The organism is Methylobacterium sp. Leaf469, assembly GCF_001424745.1.
In the GTDB taxonomy this organism is placed as follows: Bacteria; Pseudomonadota; Alphaproteobacteria; order Rhizobiales; family Beijerinckiaceae; genus Methylobacterium.
Map to the genome: position 1 here is coordinate 386,602 of NZ_LMRE01000012.1, position 26,168 is coordinate 412,769.

At 71.9% G+C, this 26,168-nt stretch carries 22 protein-coding genes and 1 riboswitch; of the genes, 14 read left to right on the plus strand and 8 right to left on the minus strand.

Features of this window, described 5'->3' with window-relative positions; all coding sequences use genetic code 11:
• Positions 1-10: 10 nt before the first annotated feature.
• Positions 11-736, minus strand: a complete 726-nt coding sequence (locus ASG60_RS09625; RefSeq protein ID WP_056170492.1) for an OmpW family outer membrane protein — start codon at positions 734-736, stop codon at positions 11-13.
• 353 nt (positions 737-1,089) lie between these two features.
• On the opposite strand from ASG60_RS09625, the gene ASG60_RS09630 reads away from it, so the two are divergent.
• The 9 genes from ASG60_RS09630 (at position 1,090) to ASG60_RS09670 (ending at position 12,619) form a co-directional block, all read left to right on the plus strand.
• The gene (locus ASG60_RS09630; protein WP_056385215.1) at positions 1,090-2,406 is read left to right on the plus strand and encodes a GGDEF domain-containing protein; all 1,317 of its coding nucleotides are present in this window, start codon (positions 1,090-1,092) and stop codon (positions 2,404-2,406) included.
• A gap of 753 nt (positions 2,407-3,159) precedes the next feature.
• Complete coding sequence (locus ASG60_RS23435) at positions 3,160-5,172, plus strand: WecB/TagA/CpsF family glycosyltransferase (RefSeq protein ID WP_056385217.1); 2,013 nt, start codon at positions 3,160-3,162, stop codon at positions 5,170-5,172.
• Positions 5,173-5,179: 7 nt separating this feature from the next.
• Entirely contained in the window at positions 5,180-6,733 is a 1,554-nt protein-coding gene (locus ASG60_RS09640; RefSeq protein WP_056385219.1) for a hypothetical protein, read from the plus strand.
• 185 nt (positions 6,734-6,918) lie between these two features.
• Entirely contained in the window at positions 6,919-8,256 is a 1,338-nt protein-coding gene (locus ASG60_RS09645) for an MFS transporter (protein ID WP_056385221.1), read from the plus strand.
• Positions 8,257-8,266: 10 nt separating this feature from the next.
• A complete protein-coding gene (locus ASG60_RS09650; protein WP_056385223.1) occupies positions 8,267-9,391 on the plus strand; it encodes a metallophosphoesterase in 1,125 nt (374 codons plus the stop codon).
• A gap of 54 nt (positions 9,392-9,445) precedes the next feature.
• Positions 9,446-10,714 (plus strand): arsenic transporter, encoded by a 1,269-nt coding sequence (locus ASG60_RS09655; RefSeq protein ID WP_056385225.1) that lies wholly within the window; start codon positions 9,446-9,448, stop codon positions 10,712-10,714.
• 77 nt (positions 10,715-10,791) lie between these two features.
• Positions 10,792-11,721 carry a DMT family transporter gene (locus ASG60_RS09660; protein WP_056385227.1) on the plus strand — a complete coding sequence of 310 codons (930 nt, stop codon included), beginning with the start codon at positions 10,792-10,794 and terminating at the stop codon, positions 11,719-11,721.
• 377 nt (positions 11,722-12,098) lie between these two features.
• On the plus strand, positions 12,099-12,329 hold the full coding sequence (locus ASG60_RS09665) for a hypothetical protein (RefSeq protein WP_056088527.1): 231 nt from the start codon (positions 12,099-12,101) through the stop codon (positions 12,327-12,329).
• Between the two features lie 23 nt (positions 12,330-12,352).
• Entirely contained in the window at positions 12,353-12,619 is a 267-nt protein-coding gene (locus tag ASG60_RS09670; RefSeq protein ID WP_056304557.1) for a BrnA antitoxin family protein, read from the plus strand.
• A gap of 57 nt (positions 12,620-12,676) precedes the next feature.
• Here the strand turns inward: ASG60_RS09670 and ASG60_RS09675 are convergent, their stop codons facing one another.
• Both ASG60_RS09675 and ASG60_RS09680 read right to left on the minus strand, forming a co-directional pair.
• On the minus strand, positions 12,677-13,228 hold the full coding sequence (locus ASG60_RS09675) for a YaiI/YqxD family protein (protein ID WP_082502575.1): 552 nt from the start codon (positions 13,226-13,228) through the stop codon (positions 12,677-12,679).
• Positions 13,225-14,298, minus strand: coding sequence for an adenylate/guanylate cyclase domain-containing protein (locus tag ASG60_RS09680; protein ID WP_056170519.1), 1,074 nt, complete (start codon positions 14,296-14,298; stop codon positions 13,225-13,227). Before ASG60_RS09680 ends, ASG60_RS09675 begins: the two co-directional genes overlap by 4 nt.
• A 242-nt stretch (positions 14,299-14,540) precedes the next feature.
• Between ASG60_RS09680 and ASG60_RS09685 the strand changes: the two genes are divergently transcribed.
• Complete coding sequence (locus tag ASG60_RS09685) at positions 14,541-15,380, plus strand: aldo/keto reductase (protein ID WP_056385229.1); 840 nt, start codon at positions 14,541-14,543, stop codon at positions 15,378-15,380.
• A 91-nt stretch (positions 15,381-15,471) separates the two neighbouring features.
• Here ASG60_RS09685 and ASG60_RS09690 read toward each other — a convergent pair whose 3' ends face one another.
• Complete coding sequence (locus tag ASG60_RS09690; RefSeq protein WP_056385231.1) at positions 15,472-17,667, minus strand: transglycosylase domain-containing protein; 2,196 nt, start codon at positions 17,665-17,667, stop codon at positions 15,472-15,474.
• A gap of 211 nt (positions 17,668-17,878) precedes the next feature.
• On the opposite strand from ASG60_RS09690, the gene ASG60_RS09695 reads away from it, so the two are divergent.
• The gene (locus ASG60_RS09695) at positions 17,879-18,745 is read left to right on the plus strand and encodes a type 1 glutamine amidotransferase (RefSeq protein ID WP_056170528.1); all 867 of its coding nucleotides are present in this window, start codon (positions 17,879-17,881) and stop codon (positions 18,743-18,745) included.
• Here ASG60_RS09695 and ASG60_RS09700 read toward each other — a convergent pair.
• From ASG60_RS09700 to ASG60_RS09710, 3 genes are all read right to left on the minus strand, one after another.
• Positions 18,730-19,836, minus strand: coding sequence for an acyltransferase family protein (locus ASG60_RS09700; RefSeq protein ID WP_056385233.1), 1,107 nt, complete (start codon positions 19,834-19,836; stop codon positions 18,730-18,732). The two genes, ASG60_RS09695 and ASG60_RS09700, sit on opposite strands and share 16 nt — an antisense overlap.
• A 134-nt stretch (positions 19,837-19,970) precedes the next feature.
• Positions 19,971-20,345 carry a hypothetical protein gene (locus tag ASG60_RS09705; RefSeq protein ID WP_056170534.1) on the minus strand — a complete coding sequence of 125 codons (375 nt, stop codon included), beginning with the start codon at positions 20,343-20,345 and terminating at the stop codon, positions 19,971-19,973.
• Between the two features lie 10 nt (positions 20,346-20,355).
• Positions 20,356-21,198 carry an alpha/beta hydrolase gene (locus tag ASG60_RS09710; RefSeq protein WP_056385236.1) on the minus strand — a complete coding sequence of 281 codons (843 nt, stop codon included), beginning with the start codon at positions 21,196-21,198 and terminating at the stop codon, positions 20,356-20,358.
• A 143-nt stretch (positions 21,199-21,341) separates the two neighbouring features.
• Between ASG60_RS09710 and ASG60_RS09715 the strand changes: the two genes are divergently transcribed.
• Entirely contained in the window at positions 21,342-22,115 is a 774-nt protein-coding gene (locus tag ASG60_RS09715; protein WP_056385239.1) for a site-2 protease family protein, read from the plus strand.
• A gap of 95 nt (positions 22,116-22,210) precedes the next feature.
• A complete protein-coding gene (locus ASG60_RS09720) occupies positions 22,211-22,465 on the plus strand; it encodes a hypothetical protein (protein ID WP_056260944.1) in 255 nt (84 codons plus the stop codon).
• A gap of 89 nt (positions 22,466-22,554) precedes the next feature.
• Here ASG60_RS09720 and ASG60_RS09725 read toward each other — a convergent pair whose 3' ends face one another.
• Positions 22,555-23,274: a BA14K family protein gene (locus ASG60_RS09725; protein ID WP_056385241.1), complete on the minus strand. Its 720-nt coding sequence runs from the start codon at positions 23,272-23,274 to the stop codon at positions 22,555-22,557.
• Positions 23,275-23,972: 698 nt separating this feature from the next.
• Positions 23,973-24,081, plus strand: a riboswitch (TPP riboswitch).
• A 76-nt stretch (positions 24,082-24,157) separates the two neighbouring features.
• On the opposite strand from ASG60_RS09725, the gene thiC reads away from it, so the two are divergent.
• Entirely contained in the window at positions 24,158-26,074 is a 1,917-nt protein-coding gene (thiC, locus tag ASG60_RS09730) for a phosphomethylpyrimidine synthase ThiC (RefSeq protein WP_056385243.1), read from the plus strand.
• Positions 26,075-26,168: the final 94 nt, after the last annotated feature.

The following is a 26,168-nucleotide window of genomic DNA, read 5'->3' on the forward strand; positions in this document are numbered from 1 at the left end:
GTGGCACCCGTCAGAAACGGTAGCCGAGCCCGGCACCGAGGACGAGCATGTTCAGGTCGGTCTTCACCTTGACCCCGGCGATCTCGTACGCGACGGGCGGCACGAAGACGTACTTGACCATGACGTTCGCGAACCAGTTGCCGGTGAGGTGATGGTCGAATCCGGCCTGGAGCAGCGGGCTCGTCTGCGACGGCACCGTGAAAGCCGGGATCCCCGCCGCCGGACGGACGGCGACGGGCGTCGTCGCGCTGACGCCGACGCCGAGATACGGATTGAAGCGCGCGCCCGGCAGGAAATGGTACCGCACCACGCCGGAGACGGCCGCATTCCAGATCGATCCGATCGCGATGTCGCCGACGAGCGAATCCCGAATCATCGGCCTGGTCCGGATCGCCCCGGCCTGCCCCGAGACGGCGATGTGATCGGTCAGGAAATAGGACAGGTCGACATCGGGCAGGAGGGCGGCGGGCGTGTCGATCCGGCCGCCGATGGCCTCGATGCGCGAAGTCCGCTCGGTCGGCACCATGCCGATGATCCGGCCGTGCACGAGCCAGTCCCCCGCCCGCAGGCCGACCGCCGCCGGGAGGGGCTCCACCGCCGGCTCGGCGCCGTGCGCCGCCGTGCCTGCGAGGCACAGGGCGGCCGCGAGGGACAGGACGCGGGCCCGCGAGAGACCGCGCTCGACGAGACCGCCTCCGACGAGGGGAGCGATGGACGAGGTCTCGAACGTCGACATGGGCGTGCTTTCGGGGGTCCATTCCGCAGGGGGAGTCCGGCGGTCACCGGAACGGGCGGGACCCGGCCGTTCCGGGGGCGCAGTCTCGCGATGCGCGCCCAGCAAAAGTCCTATGACGGGAAACTTTCGAAACCCTGACTTGCATGACTAGATTCAGAGTTGATCTCTGAGTCGTCCGACTAGGAATTCATTAGAGTTTCGCGTGCAAACTCAGTCGAACAGAGAGAAATCCAGTTTTCGCTTTCTCCAGCGTAGCGGCCGATCGAGTTCGAGATCTTTCTTGGGGGCAAGGCGACGGGCGCCGGGTTCACCAGGTATCCGTCGGAGCAGGTCGCTCAAGAGAACCGTGCGTCATGTTGCTCGACCTTGCCACACTGCATTTCGCCAGCGCCGCAAGTCGATGCGCCTACGTGATCGTCTTCCTCGTCATGGCGCTCAGCCAACGTGGGCAGACCTATCTGTGGCAGTGGATGGGGGCCATGGGCGCGTCGATGGCCGGGTCGTTCGTCATGATGGGCGTTCCACCCGAGACCCTGCCGTCGGTTCCCGTCACGATGGTGGTGTACTGGCTCTACGGCGGAAGCCTCGTCCTCGCCTGGACGGGGTTTCGCAGCTTCTTCGGCCGGCCGGTGAACATCGGCCTCGGCGTCCTCCTCTGCGCCCTGCCGGGCCTGGTCTATCCGACCATCCTCGCCGCCGGCCTCTCCGGCCGGCTGGCGCTGACCGGCGTCTTCGCCTCCTGCCTCGTCGTGGCGCTCCTGTCGCTCCACGAAACCGTGCGCCGGACGGCCGGAATGGCCCGGCTGTGGTCGCAGTACATCGAGACTCTGGCCTTCGCCTGCTACACCCTGGCCTTCCTGCTCTCCATCGCGATGCTGCTCGGCACCGACATGCCGATGGCCTCGGCGGAGAGCGCCCGCGGCTCCCTCATCCTCGATCAGATCACCGGGGTCTTCGTCTATTTCGGCTTCGTCGCCATGGCGGCGGAGCGGGCCAACCGCAATCTCCTCCGCCTCGCCGAGACCGACCCGCTCACGGGCCTCTACAATCGTCGCGGCCTGCAGCAGGCCCTGCAGCGCCGCGTCGCGTCCCTCGACGGGCGGTCGCCGGCCGGCCTCCTCATCGCCGACATCGACCACTTCAAGGCCATCAACGATCGTTACGGCCACGAGAGCGGCGACCTCGTCCTCACCGCCTTCGCGAAGCGGGTGCGAAGCACCTTGCGGGCGACCGACATCGTGACCCGCTGGGGCGGCGAGGAATTCCTGGCCGTGCTGCCCGGGGTCACCCCACAGGAACTCGCCGCCATCGCCGAGCGCCTGCGGGCGAGCATCGCCGATCAGCCGTTCCCCCTCCGCAGCGGCCCCCTCCCGGTCACGGTGAGCATCGGCACCGCCACCCTGAATCTCGGCGACGACAGCTTCGAGCGCGCCACAAAGACGGCCGACGCCGCCCTGTACGAGGCCAAGACCCAGGGCCGCAACCGGATCTGCGCCGGCTCGTCCCCGCCGGATGCCTCGTCCCAGGACGCCCTATCCCGAGACGCCATATCCCGAGACGCCACAACACCGGACACCACGCAGCACGGGGCCGCCGCCCAGGACGCACCCCCGCCGGGCGCCCTCAGGCGGCGCGCGGATAGCGTCCTCGCCGAACCCCACCCGGCGTGAGCCTTTCCCCGCCGGGAAGGGGTTCGGAAACCGTTGCGGGCGCAGAGCGGGTCCGCGTCGGCCGGCCGGCGCTTCCCCTCGCCGAGGTCCTCGACGTGAAGCGGGTTCCGAAACGCAAGACCGCAGACCGCCCACACGACACCGGGCGGGGCCCGCCCGTCGCGGCCGGCGCTGCATGTGGCGTCGGGAGGGCATGGGTTGCCGACGCCGCATGTGGCGTCGGGAGGACATGGGTAGCCGGCGCGGCACTTGCAGTTCCCGCTCGCCCCCACCCGCCCCTTGCCCCGGAGCGGGACGGGGTGCCCCCCGCACGGAGCACGAGACGTGAGCCTCGACAGACCGGTGCCCCGGACCATCCGGGCGACTGGTGCCCCTTCTCCCTCACCGGACGGCCGCAGCGCCGGCGCCAATGCCCTAGGCGAGGCTTCGCCGGGGGCAGGGGCGCCCCGTGGCGCAGCGGAGGCCGGCGCCTCCCGCGGGGTCATGGCGGTACGCGGCCCCGGAGCGGTGATCCGAAACGGGATCGTCCGCGGCGCCGGTCGGGCGCGCGGCGGCGGGCCGATGGATCGTTTCACGCCCATCGTTGGCGTTTCGCGGGGTTTCGACGCAGAACCGGAGGCCACGCCCACGCAACCTGTCGAGGCCGCCCGCCGCGATGAAAGCCTGACGATGCCCCCGATCGCGCCACCACCAGGTTCCCCTCCGGGGGGGACAGGCGCCCCCCTGGGGGGGGCAAGTGCCCCTCCGGGAGGTGTGAGCGCCCCCCTGTCCGTGGACGGTCAGTTCATCAACGTCGCGAGCCTCGCCGGGGCCGTGGCCACCGTGCGGGCGCGCGCCGCCACGGGGCACGGCTTCACGTTCTTCACCCTCAACCTCGATCACCTCGTCAAGCTGCGCGACCATGCGGGCTTCCGTGACGCCTACCGCGCCGCCACGTTCGTCAGCGCGGACGGCTGGCCCGTGGCCCTCCTGGCCGGGCGCGGCGCGTCCCGCCGGGACCCGCCCCCCGTGCGGGTGACCACCGGCGCCGACCTCGTCGTCCCCCTGTGCGCCACGGCGGCCGCCGACGGCGTGCCCGTGTACCTGTTCGGCGCCACCGAGGAGAGCCTGGTCGAGGCCGCCGCCGTCCTGCGAATGGCGAGCCCGAACCTCGACATCCGCGGCTGGCACGCCCCGCCCTTCGGCTTCGATCCCCTGTCGCCGGCGGCCGACGCGGATGCCGACCGGATCGCGGCGTCGGGCGCGCGCCTCGTCTTCGTGGCCCTCGGTGCGCCGAAGCAGGAGCTGTTCGCGGCGCGCGCCGCGATGCGCCACCCAGGGCTCGGCCTCGTCTGCGTCGGCGCGGCCCTCGATTTCCTCTCCGGCGCCCAGGTACGGGCGCCGCGCCTCGTCAGGACGGCGCGCCTCGAATGGCTGTGGCGGCTGGCGCATGCCCCGAAGGCCCTGACCGGACGCTACGCGCGCTGCGCCGCCCTGCTCTTCAGCCTCACCACCCTCGAGCCGGCCCTGCGGAGGCTCGGCCTCGGCCACGGGCCTGACGACGGCCCGGACCCGACCGGCCCACCGCGCCACCGCCTGTGCATCATCGACACGATGGACCCGCGCAGTGCGGAGACCGGCCGTGTCGCGGGCTGGATCCACCGGATCCTGCGCCACCGCCCGGCGGATGTCTCGGTGCTGTTCGTCGGCACCGACGCCGTCGGCGACTGCGCCCTCGGCGTGGTCCGGCCCCTCGAACGCGACGGGCGGCCCTTCGACTTCCTCCCCGTCGCGCGCAGCCGGGGCGACGATGCGCCCGCGGGGCCGGGCCTCACCCTGCGGGTCGGGCTCGGCACCCTGCGCCATCGCCGGGCGATCCGGCGCGCCCTCGGGCCGGGCCCCGCCACCGCCGACCTACACCGCTTCAGCCTCGCCCCCCTGGCGCGGCTCCTCGGCCTGCCCGCCATCCAGACGATCCACGGCGGAGACCGGGGGGAGGCCTCGGACCGGTCGTCCGGCTTCGTCCGCACCCTCGGCGAGCGCCTGGCCCTGCGCTGGGCCACCGCCATCGTGTGCGCGGACCCGGCCGTGGCCCGGCGCATGGCCGCGCGGTTTCCCGGGGACCTGCCGAAGGTCGAGCCCCTCGACGGCGCGGTCGAGCCATGCCTGCCCCGGGCCCACCCCTTCGCCTGCGACGACGGCGTGTTCCGCCTGTTCGCCGCCACCCCCGATGCCGGCGTGGACCCCACCCTGGTCGTCGCGACGGTCCTGGCCCTGCGCGCCCGCCTCGAAGGCCGGGTGGCGCTCCACCTCGTCGGCACCGGCGACCCGGACTCCTGGCCGGGTTTTGCGGCCATCCGCGACATCACATGGCGTCACGACGGGGCGGACGCGGACGGCATCGCCCGGATCCTGGCCCCGTGCCATGCCGGCCTCGCCGTCGCGTTCTCGCAGGACAGGCCGGGCCTGCTCCTCGCGGGACTCGCCGGCGGACGCCCCTTCGGGGCACTGCGCCCGGCCGGGTCGGAGGCCCTCGAAACGGTGGAGGCCCTCGTCGACGCCGGCACCGGCGGCTTCCTAGTGGAGCGCGGCGCCGATACCAGTGCCGCGGCGGACCGTCTGGCCGAGCGGTTCGTGCGGCTGTGGGACGCGATCCGCCAGGGGCGCGTCGACCCGGAGACGCTCCACGCCCGGGCCGCGTCCCACGTGGTCGCGGGCCGGCTCGGCCGGCTGTTCGCCCGGCACCGCGCCGCCCAAGGCACCGCCCTCGCCGTGACCGCGGCCTGAGCCCGCGATGGCGCGCGCGATCGCCCGGACCGTCGGTGTTCGCCTCGACGGGCATGCGCCGCGCCGCTGGCACCTGCGCCTCCTCGACGCCCTCGCGGCCCTGCCGGGGCTCGACCTCTCCGTCTCCCGCGCGCCGGGACCGGGCGGCCTGCCGGACAACGCCGCCCTGCTGTTCGCCGTCGAGGCCCGCCTTCGGCGCCTGCCCGGCGGCGGCCCCGCCGCGCCGGTTCCGCTCGCCGCCCTCGCGGCCTATCCGGATCTCGGGCCGACCGGCCTCGTCCTCGACCTCTGCGGCGACGTCGCCCCGGCACCGGGGCGCCGGATCTGGCGCCTGACCTTCGACGGGGCCTGCGGGGAAGCCGCCCTCCTCGCCGCGCTGCTGGCCGGGCGCGCGCCCGTCGCCGCCCTGAGGGAGACGGAGCGCGTCGTCGCCGCCGGGTGCCTCGGCACCGAATCCCTCACGGTGATGCGCACCGCGTTCGAGGACGGCCTCATTCGCACCGTCGACCTGATCCGCGCGGCGCTGATCGACGAAGCGCTGGGCGAGAGCGGTTGCGCGCCCGGCGCGTCGCTCCGGATCCCCGAGCCGCCGGCTCCGACTGACCTGACCGTCGCCGCCATCGGGGCCCGCGCCGGCGGTCTCCTCGCCCGCGCGGTGGCGGGGCACCTGCATCGCCTGTGCTACCGGGCGCCGCATTGGCGCGTCGCCTGGCGCCCCCTCGCCGGCCCGGACCTCGTCGATCTGCGCCAGGTGCCGGGGGGCTGGCGCGACCTGCCCGACGACGGCCTGCGCTTCTACGCCGATCCGTTCCCCCTGGTGCATCGCGGCCGCACGATCCTGTTCCTCGAGGAATACCCCCACGCCACGGGAAAGGGCGTCGTCTCGGCCGTGGCCTTCGGCCCGGACGGCCCCGAGGGCGTGCCCGTTCGGGTGCTGGAGGAGGCCCACCACCTCTCCTACCCGTTCGTGTTCGAACGCGACGGCGCCCATTGGATGATCCCCGAGAGCGGGGACAACGGCACCGTCGACCTCTACCGGGCCACCGCGTTTCCCAGCGGCTGGATCAAGCACGCGACCCTGATCTCCGGCGTGACCGCGAGCGACGCGACCCTCCTCGAACGGAACGGGCGGTGGTGGCTGTTCGCCAGCGCGCGCGCGCACGGCCCCGGCGAGCCCCCGCGCGCGGCGCGCGGCGCCTATTCTGACGCGCTGCACCTGTGGTCGGCGCCGGATTTCCGCGGGCCGTGGACACCGCATCCGCGCAACCCCGTCCTCATCGATTTCGGGGCCGCGCGCCCGGCCGGCCGCATCGTCCTGCGCGACGGCGCCCTGATCCGCCCGGCGCAGGATTGCCGGCGCGGCTACGGCGAGGCCCTGTCGCTGGCCCGCATCGACCGCCTCGACATGGCGGGCTATGCCCAGACCGTGGAGACCACCCTGCGGGCCGGGGCGGGCTTTCCCGGCCACCGGTTCCACACCCTCAACCGCACCGACGACTTCGAATTCGTCGACGGATCGGGCGCCGCGCCGCGCCGCTGGTTCAGGCCCCGGTCGTCGTGAGTCGGGCCGGCCGCGCGCGGCCAGGCCTCCCGGGTGTACGAAACACACGATAATTTAATCCGCCGCCCCGGAACCGAATTCGTCACCGCGGGATTTGCGAGCGCTGGTCAAGCTCGGCCTCACGCCGAACCGTGCCCCGCCCCCCGACGAACTCACGACGTCCGCGACGTCAGGAAGGGCTCATCATGTCAGAGCCGCACACCTCCGGCGGCACCGTCGTGCGCACGCCCTCGGCCCGATCCCTGCGCGGACTCGACGCCCTCAACTTCTTCCTCGCCGACGTGCGCGACGGCCTCGGGCCGTATCTCGCCATCTACCTCATCGCCGTGCGGGGGCCGGACCAGGGCTGGAACGAGGCCACCACCGGCCTGATCATGACCATCGCGGGCATCGCCGGCCTCATCGCGCAGACGCCGGCCGGCGCCCTCATCGACCGGACCAGCGCCAAGCGCGCCGTGGTCATCGCCGGGGCCATCGCGGTGACGGCGAGCTGCCTCCTCCTGCCGTTCATCTCGAACTTCTACCTCGTGGCCGCGACCCAGTCGGTGGCCGGCATCGCCGGGGCGATCTTCCCGCCGGCGCTCGCCGCCATCACGCTCGGCGTCGTCGGCCCGAAGATGTTCGCCAAGCGCATCGGCCGCAACGAGGGCTTCAACCACGCCGGCAACGCCGTCTCGGCGGCCATCGCGGGGGGCACGGCCTACTTCTTCGGCCCCATCGTGGTGTTCTGGCTCATGGCGATCCTGGCATTCTGCAGCATCGGCGCCATGCTGATGGTGCCGGCCGACGCCATCGACGACGACCTCGCCCGCGGCCTCGACCACGGCGAGGGCAAAGCCAAGTCGAGCAAGGCCGAGGCCGCTGGCGAGGAGCCTTCGGGCTTCACCGCGCTCCTGAAGAACAAGTACCTCGTGCTGTTCGCGGTGTTGGCGGCCCTGTTCCACCTCTCCAACGCGGCGATGCTGACCTCCGTCGGCCAGCTGCTGACCAAGCTCTCGGGCAAGGACAACGCCACCTCGCTCATCGCCATCTGCATCGTGGCGGCGCAGCTCGTGATGGTGCCGGTGGCGGTGTTCGTCGGCGCCAAGGCCGACGCCATCGGCCGCAAGCCGATCTTTCTCGCCGCCTTCGGCGTGCTCGCGGTGCGCGGCGTGCTCTACACCCTGTCGGACAACCCGTTCTACCTCGTCGGCGTCCAGCTCCTCGACGGCATCGGGGCCGGCATCTACGGCGCCCTGTTCCCCCTCGTGGTCGCCGACCTGACCCGCGGCACCGGGCGGTTCAACGTCTCGCAGGGGGCGGTCGCCACGGCCCAGGGCCTGGGCGCCGCCCTCTCGGCGACGCTGGCCGGCGTCATCATCGTCTCGGCGGGCTATTCCACGGCCTTCCTGGCGCTGGCCGCCATCGCGGCCGCGGGCTTCGCCCTCTACCTCTTCGCCATGCCGGAGACCTACGGCTACGAGCCCGGCCGCCACGACGCCTCCGGCGGGGGCGCGGCGCCCGTGCCGGCCGCGGCGGTCTAGGCGGGTTTCCATGTCGGCCCGCGACGACCTCCTCGCCTTCGCCCATATCGGCGACCTGCACCTCACCGAAGCGGACGCGCCCAACGCCCGCGACTTCACCGCCATCGTGGACCAGATCAACGCCGCCGACGGGCTCGATTTCGTCTACCTGCCGGGCGACAACGCCGACAACGGCACGCCCGCGCAATACGCCCTCGTGCGCGCGGGCCTCGACCGGCTGCGTCTGCCGGTCCACGTGATCACCGGCGACCACGACGTCGAGGGCGGCAGCCTCGACGCGTTCCATGCCGGCCTCGACGCGCGGCCCCTGCCCTACGCCATCGACGTGTCGGGCCTCCGCTGCCTGTTCCTCGACATGAGCGGCCCCGGTTCCGGCGGACCCGACTTCCGCCTCGGCGAAGCGCAGCTCGCCTGGCTGGAGCACGAACTGGTGCAGGCCGATCGGGAGGCCCGCGACTGCGCCCTGTTCATGCACACCTACCCGGCCGACCTCGCGGGCGACGGCGAGGCGGAGCGCGTGGCGCACCTCGTCTCGAACGGGCGGGTCCGCCTCGTCGAGATGGGCCACACCCACTACAACGAGCTCGCCAACGACGGTCGAACGGTGTTCGCCGCCACCCGTTCGACCGGACAGATCGAAGAAGGCCCCGTGGGCTACGCCGTCGCCGCCATCGACCGGGGCGTGGTGAGCTGGCGCTTCAAGGACCTGGCCCGGCCCTGGCCGTTCGTCCTCGTCACCGCCCCGGCCGACCGCCGCCTCGCGCACGACGCGGCGCATCCCGAGCACATCGTCGGCGAGACCCTCGAGGTCCGCGCCCTCGTCCTCGGCGCGGCCCCAGTCGCCGCCTGCAGCGTCAGCGTCGACGGCGGTCCCTGGCAGGCGATGGTTCGGGCCGAGGGCGACCGGCGCTACCGGGCCCGCATCGCCTTCCCCCACCACGCCCGCCGCCTCGTGGTGCGGGCGGAGGACGCGGCCGGCGGCACGGACGAGGATGCCGTCGAGCCCGCCCGGGATGCGGCCGGCATCCCGGTCTCGAAGGGCCTCGGCAGCGATGCCGACGCCGTCGGCGCCTGGCCCGAGAAGGGGATCCTCGGCACGCAGCTCGGTCCCAACCGCAACGGCCGGCCCTGGTAGGCACCCGCCCGACCCCCACGCCGCCTCCCAGTGCCTCGACGGACCAGCCCGATCATGTTCGCTCTACCGATGACGCCCCATCTCGCCACCTGGATCATCGCCGGGCTCGCCACCCTCGGGGTGATCGTGCGTCCGTTCGCGTGGCCCGAGGCCGTCTGGGCGGTGCTGGGGGCCGCCGCCCTCGTGCTGCTCGGCCTGATCTCGCCGGAGACCGCCTGGGAGGGCGCACGCAAGGGCACCGACGTCTACCTCTTCCTCGTCGGCATGATGCTGATCTCGGAGGTCGCCCGGCAGGAGGGACTGTTCGACTGGCTGGCGAGGATCGCGGTGCGGGCCGCCGGGGGTTCGGCCACCCGGCTGTTCCTCCTGGTCTACCTCGTCGGCACCGTGGTGACGGTGTTCCTCTCCAACGACGCCTGCGCGGTGGTGCTGACCCCGGCGGTCTACGCCGCCACAAAGGCGGCCCGGGTCGAGAACCCTCTGCCCTACCTGTTCATCTGCGCCTTCATCGCCAACGCGGCGAGCTTCGTCCTGCCGATCTCGAACCCGGCCAACCTCGTCGTCTACGCCACCCACATGCCGCCGCTGATGCAGTGGCTCGCCCGGTTCGCCCTGCCGTCGGCCCTGGCGATCCTCGCCACCTACGCGGTCCTGCGCCTGACCCAGAACGCGGCGCTCAAGGCGCAGACCGTGGCGCGGGACGTCGAGGCGGTGCGGCTGTCGGGCACCGGCAAGGTCGCGGGCGCCGGCATCGTCGCCACGGCGGGCGTCCTGCTCGCCGCCTCCGCCTACGGCCTGGAACTCGGCCTGCCGACCTTCTGCGCCGGCCTCGCCACCACCCTGGTGGTGCTGGCCATCAAGCGCGGCGGCGCCGTCGACGTGGTGAAGGACGTGTCGTGGAGCGTGCTGCCCCTGGTGGCCGGCCTGTTCATCCTCGTCGAATCCCTGGAAAAGACCGGCGTGCTGGCGATGATCGTCGCCTGGCTGAAGGCGGTGGCCGAGGCCTCGCCCGGACAGGCGGCCTGGGGCGGCGGCCTCTTCGTCGGCGTGCTGTCCAACGTCGTCAACAACCTGCCCGCCGGCCTCATCGCGGGGGCTGCGGTCCAGGCGGCGGACGTGTCCGAGCGGATCGCCGGCGCCATCCTCATCGGCATCGACATCGGCCCGAACCTCTCCGTCACGGGGTCGCTCGCCACCATCCTGTGGCTCACCGCCATCCGCCGCGAGGGCCAGGACGTGAGCTTCTGGCGCTTCCTCAAGCTCGGCCTGCTGGTGATGCCGCCGGCCCTGATCCTGGCGCTCGCGGGCCTCCTGCTCGTCTGATGGCCTGCGTCCTGTGGGACGGCCTCGGCTCGTCCGACCGCCTTCCGCTTCCTCGAACTCCCGCCCCAAGGCCGCCCGTGAACCCCGCCCTCCTCTATCCCTTCATCCTCTTCGCGGGCGTCCTCCAGGCGCTCGGCAATTCCATGAACGCGCAGCTGCGCGGCCGGCTGGTGAACCCGTGGCTCGCCGCCACGGTGTCGTTCCTGCCCATCGTGTTCGTGTTCGCGACCCTGTTCCTCGTGATGCCGACGCCGCTCCCGACCCTCGAGACCCTCGGTAAGATGCCCTGGTACGCGCCGCTCGGCGGCGTCGCCGGCGCGGTGGCGGTGTTCGGCGGCCTCGCCTTCATCGACAAGGTCGGGGCGGGCCCCTTCAACGGCCTGACGCTGACGGCCAACATCCTGGCGTCGCTGGCCATGGACGCGTTCGGGCTGTTCGGGCTCCAGGCCGGCGGGTTCAAGGTGATGCCTTGGCTCGGCGGGCTGCTGATGGCGGTGGGCGTCGTGTTCATCGCCCGCACCACGGCGGACAAGGAAGGCGGCAAGGCCGAGGGGCACGGCCTCAACCCGAAGCTGCTCTATCCCTTCATCGTCGGCGCCGGCATCCTGCAGGCGGTGGGCGTCGTCTGGAACGCCGGGCTGCGCGGCGCCCTCGTGAACCCGTGGCTCGCCGCGACGGTGTCGTTCCTGCCCGTGGTGTTCGTGTTCGCCCTCGTCTTCCTGCTGCGGCCCACCCCTCTGCCGACCCGGGAGGACGTCGCCGGCGTGCGCTGGTGGATGCCGCTCGCCGGCATCACCGGCGCGGTGGCGGTGTTCGGCGGCCTGCTGTTCGTCGACAAGGTGGGGGCCGGCGCCTTCAACGGCCTGCTCATCACGGCGAATCTCCTGACCTCGGTGGCCCTCGATCATTTCGGCTGGGTCGGCATGCGCCAGGTCAAGGCCGGGCCGTCGCGGCTCGGCGGCGCCGCCCTGATGGTGGCGGGCATCGTCCTCATCTCGCTGTTCTGACCGGGACGCCCCCGGTCGAGCGGCAGGCGCGGCCCGTGCCCGGCCGCGCCTGCCGCAGACCGGGAAGCGCGAAAGGGCGGGCGGATCACGCAGATTCGTCCTGTTTTCGTCGCCGAACGTGCGGTTTAAGTGCGGATAAGCACCGGGACCATTGGCCTTTTCCGGCCGCACCGTGCTAAACGGAACCATCCCGCCTGAAGCCGATCCGCGCGAAGGTGTGTGGACTAGCCCCTCCGCCGCGCGACCGTCGCCCATGCGCGGTCCATCCGGTGCGTGTCGTGGCCTCGACGGTCGCAGAGCCGCGCGCGTTCCTCGCGCTGCGGCCCGCCCTCGCAGCCGTGCGCGATCCTTCAGGAGGGGTCGAGGATAGGAATGCAATGAGCGACGAGACCGACGCCCGGACCCGATCCGAAGAGCGTGCCGAGCGGGCCGAGCGGATGGCCAAGGAAGGCGCCGAGGCCATGGCCGAGCATATCGCCTCCGTCAAAGCCGTCGACGAGCGCACCGTCAAACTGCGCGCCCTGCGCCTCGCCAAGGAAGCCGCGGACGCGGAAGCCAAGGCCGCGGCGGCCGCCGCCGCGCCGCCGAAGCGCAAGCGCTCGTCCTGAGACCCGCGTCGGAGGATCGACCCATGGCATTCGAGCGCTCCCGTCGTCCGAGCGACCCCCGTCAGGCGGCCGAGGCCGCCTTCAAGGCCGCGACCACCAAGGCCCCCGAGGCGGCGCCCGCCGCACCGGCCCGCCCCGCCCCGACGTCCCAGGCAGGCCCGGCCGTGCCGGGTGCGCGCGAGATGGTGACCCTGCGCCTCGACCGCGCCGTGCTGGAGCACTTCCAGAAGGACGGCCCCGGCTGGCAGGACCGCGTCAACGCCGCCCTCAAGGCCGCCGTCGGTCTCTGAGGGTTGCCGTCGGCCTCTTAGGTTACCGTCGGCTTGTGAAGGCTGCCTTCGGCCTCTTTAGGCCGACGCCGGGCCCTGGCCGAACCCGCCGCGCTTCAGCCGCATCACGACGCGGTCGAGGGTGCCGAGATAGGCCGAGCGGTCGCGGGCCGCGAACGGCTTCGGGCCGCCCGTGATGGCGCCGGCCTCTCGCAGATCCTGCATCAGGTTGCGGGTGGCGAGCGCCATGCCGACGGAGTTCTCGCTGAACGGCTTTCCCGTCGGCGCGATCACCTCGGCGCCGGCCTTCACGCACCGGGCGGCGAGCGGCACGTCGGCCGTGACCACGATGGCGCCGGGCCGCGCCCGCTCGGCGATCCAGTCGTCGGCGGCGTCGAACTTGTCGCTCACCACCACGCGCTCGATCCAGGGTTCCCGCGGCACCTGCAGGAAGCTGTTGGCGACCACCACCACGGTGAGGCCGTGGCGCCCCGCCACCCGGTAGGTCTCGTCCTTGACCGGGCAGGCATCGGCATCGATGTAGACCACGATCGTACGGGCCTCGTTCTCCGAAGTCCCGTTCTCCGAAGTTCCGTTCTTCGGGGCATCGTTCTCCGGCGCGTCGCTCATCGGGCCGCCACCGTGCGGCGGGGGAGGACGACCGGTTCCGTCCGCGTCACCGGCACGATGCGTTCCAGGGTCGAGACGTTCATGGGCTGGCCGCGTCCGCGCAGGGCGTGCGCCCCCAGGGACCGGGCGGCGATGCCGGCCGGCAGGTAGGGCAGGCGCGCCAGGAGATCGTCCGACACGAGGATCTCGGTGCCGAGCGGCCGGCACAGGGATTCGATGCGGGCGGTGACGTTCACGGCGTCGCCGAAATACGCGATCTTGTGGCGGTCGACACCGACTTCCGCCGTGACCACGGAGCCGCCGTGCAGCGCCGCCCGCAGGCGCGGCACCGTGCCGAATCGCGCCCGCCACGCCTCGGCCTCCGACTCGATCCGGTCCATCACGTCGAACACGCAGGCGACGCAGCGCGCGTTCTTGAGGCCGCGCGCCATGGGCCAGGTGATCATCGCCATGTCGCCGATGTAGTCGTCCGTGGAACCGCTGTTGCGGCGCACGGGCTCGGCCATGGCGGCGAAGACGGCGCCGAGATAGGCCTGGGCCGTCAGGTCGCCGTGGGTCTCGGCGAACGCCGTCGAGCCGACGACGTCGAGGAACAGGAAGATGCGCTCCTCCCGCACCGGGCGGTGGTAGCGCCCGACGAGGAAGTTCACGAACACCTCGCCGCCGATGAGGTCGCGCATCCGGATCACGAAGACGAGGAGCGCCGAGACGGCGAGGCTGTAGGCCAGCACCCGGGGGGTGATCTTGATCGCATGGGAGAGATCGTCGTCGGTGAGCCCGAGCGACCAGACCACGAGGCCGCCTAGGGCGATGCCGGCGGCGATCATGAGCACGTAGGCGAGTTCGGCGGCCGGCACGTAGAATTTCGCCGGCAACCGCCGCATCCGCACCTGGAGTCCGCCGAGGATCAGGCCCCGGTCGAAGGCCAGGGTGGTGGCGCCGACGCACAGGCCGTAGGCGAGCCCGGCGAGCGGCGTCGCGCCACCGGCGAACAGGACGTTGTAGAGCAGGCCCGCCCCGCCGCAGGCAACGAGGATGAGAACCCAGAACCAGCGGTGCTGCGGCAGCATCAGGCGTGATCCGGGATGCGGGAGGTGTGGCGGGATTCGGCGCGGGACGGGAACGGAGCGGCACTGCCCACGGGACATCCCTCGCGATGGTGCCGGCGCCACGCGGGCGGCGCTGTCGAAGCGGAACCGTACGCCCCCTGCACACCGTCGCATGATGGCGCCAGTATGGCCGCGCCGCCTCGGCTGCGTCGAATGCCGCCCGGCCGCGTTGGGAATGGACGCAACGGGGAAAGGTCGGGACGATGAGGCAACGCGGGTTCGGCGGCACGGGCCGCGACGTGGCGGTGATCGGCCAGGGCACCTGGCGCCTCGACGACGACGACCGCGCCCAGGCACTGGCCGCCCTTCGCGCCGGGCTCGATGCCGGCATGACCCATATCGACACCGCCGAGATGTACGGCGACGCCGAGCCCCTCGTCGCCGAAGCCATCGCGGGCCGGCGCGAGACCGTGTTCCTCGTCTCCAAGGTGCTGCCGTCGAACGCCTCGCGCGCCGGCACCATCGCGGCCTGCGAGCGCTCTCTCCAGCGGCTCGGCACCGACCGCCTCGACGGCTATCTCCTGCACTGGCCGGGCTCCCACCCCCTGGAGGAGACGATCGCGGGGTTCGAGACCCTGAAGGCGAGCGGCAAGATCCTGTCCTGGGGCCTGAGCAACTTCGACGTGGACGGCCTCGATGCGGTGCTGCACCTCGCGGGCCCCGGGGCCATCGCGTGCAACCAGGTGCTGTATCACCTGCAGGAGCGCGCCATCGAACACGCCGTCGCGCCGTGGTGCCGGCGCAACGGCGTCGCCCTGGTGGCCTACTCGCCCTTCGGCAGCGGGGCTTTCCCCGATCCCGGCAGCCGGGGCGGCCGGGTGCTCGCCGGCATCGCCGAGGCCCACGCCACGACCCCGCATGCCGTGGCCCTCGCCTTCCTCACCCGCCACGACGGCGTCTTCGCCATCCCCAAGACCGCCTCGCGCGAGCGCGCCGTCGCCAACGCGACGGCCGGCGACCTCGTGCTCTCGCCCCCCGAGATCGCCGCCCTCGACGCCGCGTTCCCGCGCGGGCCCCGCCCGCGCCATCTGCCGATGCTGTAAGGTCGGTGGAGAAAGGGCGCATGGAATGCACCCCGGGGACGCCGGTTCTTCGCTATCGTGATCCCCATCGACAGGGTGCCGGACGCCCCCGCTACTCCCCGACCCCGAACAGCTTCTCGAGGAAGTTCCGGTCGTCCTGGCTCGGGCCGGCGCGACGCGGGGCGGCGGCGGCGACGCGCGGGGCGGGTTGGGGCTCGCCCAGCAGGGCGCCGAGGACGCCGCCCGGTCCCCCGGTGGCGCCCGTGGTGGCCGGGGCCTCGGCGGGGGCGCGGTTGCGCCAGCTCTTGGCACCGGGCAGCATCACCGGCGTCTGCCCCTTGAGCGCCGTGGTCATGAAGGCCTTCCAGACTTCGCCCGGCAGGTTGCCGCCCGAGACCTTCTTGGTCGACTCGCCGTCGTCGTTGCCGAGCCAGACCCCCGTCACCAGGGTGGCGGAGTACCCGACGAACCAGGCATCGCGAAAGTCCTGGCTGGTGCCGGTCTTGCCGGCGAGATCCCAGCCCGGCACCTCGGCTTTCTTCGCCGTGCCGGTCACGAAGGTCTCGTGCATCATGGCGTTCATCATCGAGACGGCGTTCGGCTCGATCACCCGGCCGAGGCCGCCGTCTTTCCGCTTGTAGAGAACCTTGCCGTCGGCCGCCTTCACGCTGGCGATGACGTACGGGATCACGCCCGTGCCGCCGTTGGCGAAGGTCGCATAGGCGCCCACGAGTTCCAGCGGCGTCACCTCCGAGGTGCCGAGCGCGATGGAGCCGTTGGCCTGGAGCGGCGACGCGATGCCGAGGCGCTGGGCCGTCTGCACCACGGTCCTCGGGCCGACCTCCTGGCCGAGGCGCACGGCGACGGTGTTGAGGGAGAGCGCCAGGGCGTCCCGCAGGGTCACGGGCCCGCGATAGTCCCGCGAATAGTTCTCGGGGTTCCAGCCCTTGATGTTGACCGGCGCGTCCTCCCGCACGGTGTCGGGGGTCAGGCCGTGCTCCAAAGCCGCGAGGTAGACGAACGGCTTGAAGGCCGAGCCCGGCTGGCGCTTGGCCGTGGTGGCGCGGTTGAACTGGCTCTGGGCGTAGTCCCGCCCGCCCACCAGGGCGCGGATCGCCCCATCCGGCCGCAGGGAGACCAGGGCGCCCTGGCCGACGTTGAACTTCGCGCCCTTGAGGTTGAGCTCGTCCACCAGGGCCTTCTCGCCCGCCGCCTGCAGGGTGGTGTCGACGGTGGTGGCGATCACGATGTCGGATTCGAACTTCGGCAGGAAGTCGTCGAGCACGTCCATGACGAGGTCGGCGACGTAATTGGCCGAACCGCCGCCCCGCGCGCCCGCCGGCCGGGCCGGTTGCGCCAGCGCCGCCTTCACGTCCGCGGGCTTGGCGAACCCGAGATCCTCCATGGCGGCGAGCACCTGGGCGGCACGGGCCTGGGCGGCGGGCAGGTTGCGGTTCGGCGCCAGTCGCGACGGCGCCTGGACGAGGCCGCCGAGCATCGCGGCCTCCGCCAGCGTCACGGCCTTGGCGGGCTTGCCGAAGTAGCGCTGCGCCGCCGCCTCGACGCCGTAGGCGCCGGCGCCGAAATAGACCCTGTTCAGGTAGAGTTCGAGGATCTCGTCCTTGGTGTATTTGTGCTCCAGCCACAGGGCCAGGATCGCCTCCTGGATCTTTCGCGAGGCCGAGCGCTCGGGGGTCAGGAACAGGTTCTTGGCGAGCTGCTGCGTCAGGGTCGACCCGCCCTGCGACACGCCCCGGCGGGTGATGTTCTGGGCCATCGCCCGGGCGATGCCCACGGGATCGACGCCGAAATGCGCGTAGAAGCGCCGGTCCTCGATGGCGACGAACGCGCGCGGCAGGTACGGCGGCAATTCCTTGATGCCCACCACCCGGCCGCCGGTCTCGCCCCGGTTGGCGAGCAGCGAGCCGTCGCTCGCCAGGATCGCGATGTTGGGCGGGCGCTTGGGCACCGCCAGCTGGTCGATGGGGGGCAGCTGCGAGGCGTGGTAGGCCACGAGCCCGGCGATGCCGATGCAGGACCACAGGCCGAGCACCACGCCCGCATAGACGAAGCGGCCGAGCAGCGAGCGCCGCCGGGCTTTTCGCGGGCGCGCCTTCGCGGGCGCCGCGGCGCGCTCCGGTGCCTCGGCGCGCCGTCCCTTGGTCTCGGTTGCCCGTCGTGCCACGCCGCCCCCTGCGCGATCGGCCCGCGACAGGCGCAGGTCGAGGCTGGCCGGGTCCGACGCGCGCCCCTCGGGCACGTCGAAGTTCGGCTCACCCCGCCCGTCGCGTCCGCGTCCCTTCGCCATGCGCCCCGCTTCAGTCCCGAACAATCCCACCCGTGGGCGTGCCCCGGTTCCGCACGGTAAATACGGCGGGTTTAAGGGTTCCTTAGCGCTGCCGGAATGGCGACGGTTGCCCCCCGGGTCCGCTCGGGCGTGCGGCGACGCGCCCGGTCCCCGAACCGGAACGGCCCGGCCCGCGCGCCGTTTTCCGTGTCCTTCCGGCCAGGACCCCGCGATGCTCAACCTCCTCGTCGCCGACGGCAACGACCGCGACGGCCGTGCCCGGCACACCGACGCCACCGGGTCGACCTCGGCCGAATCCTACGCGGCGATCCTCGGCGAGATCGCCCGGGCGCGCGGCGGGGCGGCCTGCACCTGTACGCTCGTCAGCCCGGCCGATGCCGATGCGGCCCTGCCCGAGGGCACGGAACTCTCCGCCTATTCCGGTCTCGTGATGACGGGCTCGACCCTCAAGCTCGCCGACGGCTCCCCGGCGGTGACCCGCCAGATCGACCTCATGCGGGCGGCTCTGGCCGCCGGCCTTCCGGTCTTCGGCTCGTGCTGGGGCATGCAGGTCGCCGCCGTGGCGACGGGGGGCGAGGCCGGACCCAACCCGAAGGGCGGCGAGTACGGCTTCGCCCGCGACCTCGCGCCGACCCCGGCCGGGCGCGCCCACCCGCTGCTCGCCGGCCGGCCCGACCGCTTCGACGCCCCGGCGGTGCACGGCGACGCCGTGCTGCGGCTGCCCGCCCACGCCACCCTGCTCGCCAGCAACGCCTGCTCGATCCAGGCCATCGCCATCGCGCACGGGCCGGGCGTGTTCTGGGGCACGCAGTACCACCCCGAGACCGACCTCGACGTCCTCGGCATCATGCTGCGGATGAGCGCAGCGGAGATGATCGCGGACGGCCAGTGCGCCGACGAGGCGGCGGTGGCGGCCTTCGCCGACGACCTCACCCGCCTCCACGCCGACCGCGCCGGGCATCCGGACATCCTCGCCCGCCACCGCCTCGACGCGCAGATCCTGCAGGACGCCGACCGTCGCCGCGAGATCGGCAACTTCCTCGACCTGATCGCGATGCCCCGTCAGGCCGCCGCCTGAGGCGCCAGCCCCGACCGGACCGGTGCGCGCTCGGCCACGATGTGGAAGGCGGCCGGGCGGCGGAAGAGGAACGACAGCCGGGTGTGCCGGACCAGGCGCTCGAGGCCGAGGGGCACCAGCACGGCGACGAGGGTGACGACGAGGCTGGCCCAGCCCACATCGGTGATCGCCCCGGTCTTGACGATGAGGGTGCGGGTGAGCGCCATGGGCAGGAAGAACCCGAGATAGATGGCGATGGAGCGGCTGCCGCAGGCGCGCAGGGCCGCCGTCACCGGACCACCGGCCAGGGTCAGGAGCGACGCGCCGGCCACGATGGCGAGCGCCCCGACGCCGCCCAGGACGAGGCTCAGGCCGGGCAGGCTCGCGAGGGTCGGGTGAGCGGTGCCGCCCGAGGGCGTGAAGACCAGCACGCCCTCGACCAGGGCCCAGAGCCCGAGACCGGCGAGGGCTGCGCGCGGATGGGCCCGCACCCGGGCGGCGAACCCGAAGATCCGCTCGGCGAACAAGTAGCCGACGACGAACCAGACGTAGCGCGAACAGAACTCCTCCAGGAGGTAACTCTCCGTGTGCACCGGCACGACCTGCAGGGCGGCGGCGGCCCCGAGGAGCAGGGGCCACGGCACCCGCCGCAGCAGCTTCGTCACCACGGAGAACACCGCCAGCAGGTAGATGAACCACAGGGTCGAGTACGGCTCCACGAGGGCCAGGGCGAGGTGCTGCGCGAAGGTGCCCGGACCCGCCCCCTCGGTGATGGCGCCGTACTTGGCGAGGGACTGGATCACCACCCACAGGAGGTAGAAGTAGGCGAAGTGCACCACCCGGCGGTCGGCGAACAGGCGCCAGTCCCGGTCGATCACCCGCCCGAGGAACAGGCCCGACAGCAGGAAGAAATCCGGGATGCGGAACGGTTTCGCGAAGGCCACCACGTGGTGGAGGAAGCCCTCGCTCGCGAGTCCCGCCGCGGCCAGATCCGGCGGCGTCATGGCCTCGCCGGTGCCCAGGGTGGAATGCATCATCACCACGAGGACGATGCACAGCCCCTTGGCGACATCGACCCAGGCGAGCCGCCCGGCACCTGCCCCCTGCTCCATAGCCCCGCGCGCTCCCAGCAAATCGGTGCGATCCTCCCGCCGCATTCGTAAAGGCCCGGATACCGGCGGCGGCGACGCCTCTGGGCGCCTCAGATCGTGGCGAAGGCCGGGTTAAGAGAATCCCCGAAACCCGGTCAGGACGGTTCGCGCCGGGCGGACTTGCGGGTGCGGGTCAGGCGAGTGGCCGCGTGGAAATCATCGGGCTTCGTCCGCACCCAGGCGAGGAAGCGGGCCATCTCGGGGTCCTGGCGCAGCGCGTCCGTATCGGCGAGGCGCCGGGCGATCTCGGCCTCGCTGTAGCGGGCGTGGATCGCCGAATGGCAGATCTGGTGCAGGCGCACGGTGCCGGCCTTGGCCCCGCCCTTCAGCTTCGGCGTGAGGTGATGCAGGCTCGACTTGGCGCGGGGCGGGATCGGCCGCTCGCACAGGGGGCAGATCACCGGCGCGCGGACGGGCGGCCCGTGGGTGGAGGGATCGTCCGCCTGCCAGCGCCGTTCGCGTCGTCCCATATGCGTCCTCTCAGGGGGTCGCGGCGGCTGTCGCGTGGCACGCGTCGCCGGGGATGAGCGGCTGGAACACGGCCCGCGCCGCCGCGTCGCGCGCGCCCAGGATCGAGACGTGATTGCCGGGGATCGCTTCGAGATGCCCGCGCGGGCCCGCGAGGGTCGCGAGGCGCCGGGCGAGCTTCACCGGGATCACCCCGTCCTGCAGGCCGTGCACCACGAAGACCGGGCCGGTGGTGTCCGCGACGCGCAGGTCCGAGCGGTAGGTGTCCAACAGGAACAGACGCGGCACGAAGGGATAGCGCAGGCCGACGAGGTGATGGAGCGAATCGAACGGCGCTTCGAGGTAGAGGCCGAGATGGGGCGCGCGGGCCCCCACCGCCACCGCCACGGCGGCCCCCAGGGAGTGGCCGTGAAGCAGGATCGGCGCCCCCGGCGCCCGGTCCGCCACGGCCGCGTGGGCGGCGAGACCATCCATGACGAGGCCGTCCTCGCTCGGATGCCCTGTCGAGCCCGGATACCCCCGATACGCGATGGCGAGCACGCCCCAGCCCGCCCACGGCCCCTCGCCGAAGCGCTGTGCCAGGGGCTCGGGTGCCGAGGCGTTGCCGTGGAAGCTCAGCACCACGCCGCAGCCGGGGGCGGGCGGGCGCCAGAACCCGATGAGGCGCTCCCCGTCCGGGGTCGTCAGGGTGAGGGCCGTGGTGCCCGGGGGCGCGAGACGCGCCTCGGCCTCCGCCGGCCGAGGGAAGAACGCGCCCGGATAGATGAGGTGGCGCTGGAACACCGCCAGCACCCCCAGGATGGCGGCGCAGAGGCCGAGGCCGCCGAGGAGGACGCTGAGCAGGAGAAGTCGCATGGAAGTCCGGCGTGCCGGGTGGTGCGGCGGAGGAAGAAACTCCCTGCAAGGTGGGGACTGGACATCCCGGTGTCACCAGCGATGTTGCGTCGCGCGATGGCGGGGCGGATGAGTCACGGATCGCGGGCGGCGTGGGGAACGGAATGCAGCAGACCACGTCGCGGGACAGCCTCGGCCGGACCGGCCCCGGCGCCAGCGCCAATTTCCTCCTCATCGTGCTCCTGGTCAGCGGGCTCGGCTTCGCCATCGGCGTCGGCTGGATCGCCGGATCGGGCGCCGGGTTCGCCTTCGTGCTGTCGGGCTGGATCTTGAGCCTGTGCCTGCACGAGTTCGGCCACGCCTACGCGGCTTGGCGGGGCGGCGATGCCAGCGTAGAACAGGCCGGCACCCTCACCCTCGATCCGCGCCGCTACGCCGATCCCGTCACCACCCTGGTGCTGCCGGTCCTGTTCACGATCCTCGGCGGCATCGGCTTCCCCGGCGGGGCGGTCCGCATCGACCTGTCGGCCCTGCGCGGCCGCCTGTGGCCGAGCGCCGTCGCCCTCGCGGGACCGGCCATGACGGGCGCGGCGCTGCTCGGCTTCGTGCTGCTCTATCATCTGGCGAGCCCGGACTCGGACACCCTGCGGGCGGTGCTCGCCGTCTCGGCCCTGTTCCAAGGGATGGCCCTCGTCCTCAACCTCGTGCCGATCCCGGGCCTCGACGGCTACGCCGCCGTGCGGCCGTGGGTGCCCGCCGCATGGCAGGCCGTGGGCGATGCGGGTGCCCGCCATGCCGGCCTCGTGCTGACGGTGCTGTTCCTGTTCTCCGGCGCCTTCAGCCGGCTTCTGTTCCGGACGAGCCTGCGGCTCACCACCCTGATGGGCGTCGACCCCGCCGACGTGGTGGCGGGATACCGCCTGATCCGCCTGTGGTGAGGCGGGCCCACCACCGTCCGCGTGCCGCGCGCGCGCGGGTTTCGTGCTAAGGCGGCGTCCCTGTCCGGAGGCGATCCCGCCCGGTGGAGACCGTGATGGCCCTCAAGACGACGTTCCTGGTCCAGACCTTCGTGATCAAGCGCAAGCGCCTCGTGCCGGGCGACCGCGAGGTGGCGCCCACGGAGAGCGGCGCCCTCAAGAAGGCGGAGGCCATGGCGGGGCGCTTCCCCGGCACGGCCGCCATTCGGGTGGTGGCCGACGACGAGACCGGCGAACTCGAGAGCGCCGCCATCCTGGCCCAGTTCGGCGAGGTGCCGGACGATTTCGCGGAAAGTCTCCAGGGCTCCTGAAACGCGGGTTCCTGAAACGCGGGCTTCTGAAACGAAGAAAGCCCCGGCGCGGTGAGCGCCGGGGCTTTCTTCGTTCGATCGTGCGTCACCTACGGGCAGGCGTGACGCTGGCCGTCATTGCCGAGATAGGTGCCCGACTGGCGGTCGTAGGACCGGAAGCGACGGACGCAGTAGGCGTCGTCCCGCTGAGGGGCGACTTCTGTCTCGACGGCGTAGCCGGCCGGCGCATAGCCGCCGTCATAGGCACCGTAGCCACCGCCGTAATAGGCCGGGGCGTAGCCGCCGCCGTAGTAATCGTCGCCATAGAAGCCGCTGCCGAGGCCGTAACCGATTCCCGCACCGGCGAGCCCCAGGCCGACGCCGAGGCCGAGGCCGCCGTAGCCGCGGCGGTAGCCGTAGCCGCGCCCGCTCCGGTAATCGGCGAACCCGCCGCGGTAGCCGCCCCGGTTGAACCCGCCGACGCCGCCACGATACCCGCCAAGCGCCGCGCCGCCGCCGAACCCGGCCGCCGTCGCGCCGAGACCACGGCCGCCGCCGAAGCCGCGCCCCGCGAAGCCCTGACCGCCGCCGAACCCGCGCCCGGCTAGGCCCTGGCCGCCGAAGCCGCCGCGCCCACCGCCCATCATGCCGCCGCGGAACCCACCAACGCCCGCGAAGCCGCCGCCGCCGAAGCCACGGCCGCCCCCGTCGAAGCCGCCCATATGGCCACCGCCGCCGCGAAATCCGCCCCCGCCGCGCGCGTCGGCCTGGGCGGGAATGAGAATGAGAGCCCCGACCATGGCGGCCGATGCGAGGAGAATGCGATTCATGGTGATGATCCGCGTTGCAGCGCCGGTCCGGAACGGAGGCGCGTTTGGAGGATCAACGCTGCCGTCAACGCAAGGTTCGAACCGTGACCTTGGCGTTCGTTCCATCCGTCGACGGCTCGGTCCCGGACGGGGTCTGGGCTGACCCTGGGGTCCCAATGGAACTCCGCTCACGAAAATGCTACCTTGGGTTTATAATAGATGGATTGATAAACCTTAAGTTATATATTTCTTGGGTGGACCGGCCGCAGAGACCGGGATCACAAGGACATCGAAGTCAATGATTCCGACTGGAACGGCCTGACGGGCGAAGAGCGGGACAAGATTCGTACGATCATCACTCAGATCTTCAAGCAGGATCACAATATCGTCGGAGACAAGACGCAGACCGCCGATGCGCAGCAGCTCGATTCGATCTTCTGTACGCTGGCCTGCAATGCCGCCCAGGGCCTGGCCGAAGCGGCGTGCAACGCCATCCCGAACCCGACCGGGAAGCAGGTATGCCTGATCGCGGCGCAGCAGGCCGGCGACTTCTGCCGAAGCAAGTGCTGAACACCATGGGCGCGACAGCCGCGCCGAACCGACTTTGACGACGCCGCCGAGTCGCAGGACTCGGCGGACCGACCGTGGCGGGACTTTCGGCGGAAACGCCCGTGTACGGCTGCGGCGATTGACAAATCGGGCGCAGGCGTCGAACTTGGAACGATTCCGAGGGGGGCTCCGAGACCGGGAGCTGAGATTGGGCGCGACGCCCTGACCCTTGAACCTGATCCGGTTCGTACCGGCGGAGGGACGGGAATGCTTTCGCCGCGCCATTGCGTGGTGTCCCCCACCCAATGCTGTTCCTGACGAATCCGGGTCGCCTCCCACGCCAGGAGCACGCCCGATGAACAAGCCCGTTTTGCCCCAGGATCTCCCCCACGATCTTCCGCAAGGTCTTCCCAAAGGCTCGCCCCAGGCGGTGACCACTGGCCCGATCATGGGGTCGCACAAGGTCTACGCGGCGGTGGCCGGGCATGACGACATCCGGGTGCCGTTCCGCGAGGTGACCCTGAGCGACCCGAAGGAGGCCCCCGTGCGGGTCTACGATCCGTCGGGCCCCTACACGCAGACGGACGCCAACATCGACCTCAACGCCGGCCTGCCGCTGATCCGCGATCCGTGGATCGCCAAGCGCGGCTACGCCACGGTGACGCCGCGCGCGGTCAAGCCCGAGGACAACGGCTTCGTGCCCGAGGACAAGCTCGTGGCCCCGTGTCCGGCGCAGCGCCTCATCCGCAAGGCCGGCCCCGGCCAGATGGTGACGCAGTACGAGTTCGCGAAGGCCGGGATCATCACGGAAGAGATGATCTACGTCGCCCACCGTGAGAACCTCGCCCGCGAGACGATGCTGGAGGGCGCGCAGGCCGCGCTCAATGACGGCAACAGCTTCGGCGCGGCGCTGCCGGCCTTCATCACCCCCGAATTCGTCCGCGAAGAGATCGCGCGCGGCCGGGCCATCATCCCGGCCAACATCAACCACCCCGAGGTGGAGCCGATGGCCATCGGCCGGAACTTCCTCGTCAAGATCAACGCCAACATCGGCAACTCGGCCGTGACCTCGTCGGCGGCGGAAGAGGTCGAGAAGCTGGTCTGGGCGACCCGCTGGGGCGCCGACACGGTGATGGACCTCTCCACCGGCCGCAACATCCACAACATCCGCTCGTGGATCGTGCGCAACTCGCCGGTCCCGATCGGCACGGTGCCGATCTACCAGGCCCTGGAGAAGGTCGGGGGCGATCCGCTGAAACTCGACTGGGAGGTGTTCAAGGATACCCTCATCGAGCAGGCCGAGCAGGGCATCGACTACTTCACCATCCACGCCGGGGTGCGCCTCGCCCACGTGCCGCTCACCGCGCGGCGCGTCACCGGCATCGTCTCGCGCGGCGGCTCCATCATGGCGCGCTGGTGCCTCGCCGGGCACCGCGAATCGTTCCTCTACGAGCGCTTCGACGAGATCTGCGACATCATGCGGGCCTACGACGTGTCGTTCTCGCTGGGCGACGGCCTGCGCCCCGGCTCCATCGCCGACGCAAACGACGCGGCCCAGTTCGCGGAACTCGAGACGCTGGGCGAGTTGACGAAGATCGCCTGGGACAAGGGCTGCCAGACCATGATCGAGGGCCCCGGCCACGTGCCGATGCACAAGATCAAGGTGAACATGGAAAAGCAGCTGGAGGAGTGCGGCGAGGCGCCGTTCTACACCCTCGGGCCCCTGACCACCGACATCGCGCCCGGCTACGACCACATCACGTCGGGCATCGGGGCGGCCATGATCGGCTGGTTCGGCTGCGCCATGCTCTGCTACGTCACGCCGAAGGAGCATCTCGGCCTGCCCAACCGCGACGACGTGAAGGAAGGCGTGATCACCTACAAGATCGCCGCCCACGCCGCCGACCTCGCCAAGGGCCATCCGGCGGCGCAACTGCGGGACGACGCCCTCTCCCGCGCCCGGTTCGACTTTCGCTGGGAGGACCAGTTCAACCTCTCCCTCGATCCCGACACGGCGCGCGCCTACCACGACGAGACCATGCCGAAGGACGCCCACAAGGTGGCGCACTTCTGCTCCATGTGCGGCCCGAAATTCTGCTCGATGAAGATCACGCAGGATCTCCGCGCCGAGGTGCTCGCCATGGAGGCGGCGGGCCAGGTTCTCGGCGAGGCCACCCCCATGAGCCAGGCCGAACGCGAGGCCGGCATGGCGGCGAAATCCGCCGAGTTCCAGGCCGAGGGCGGCAAGCTCTACGTGGACGCGGCGGAGTAGAACGGACGAGCCCCCTCGGGTCCGGCCTCGGCCGGGCCCGTGCGATGACGAGGTGCGTGCCCTCTTTCCACCCGCGGGGAGAGGGCGCACTCCT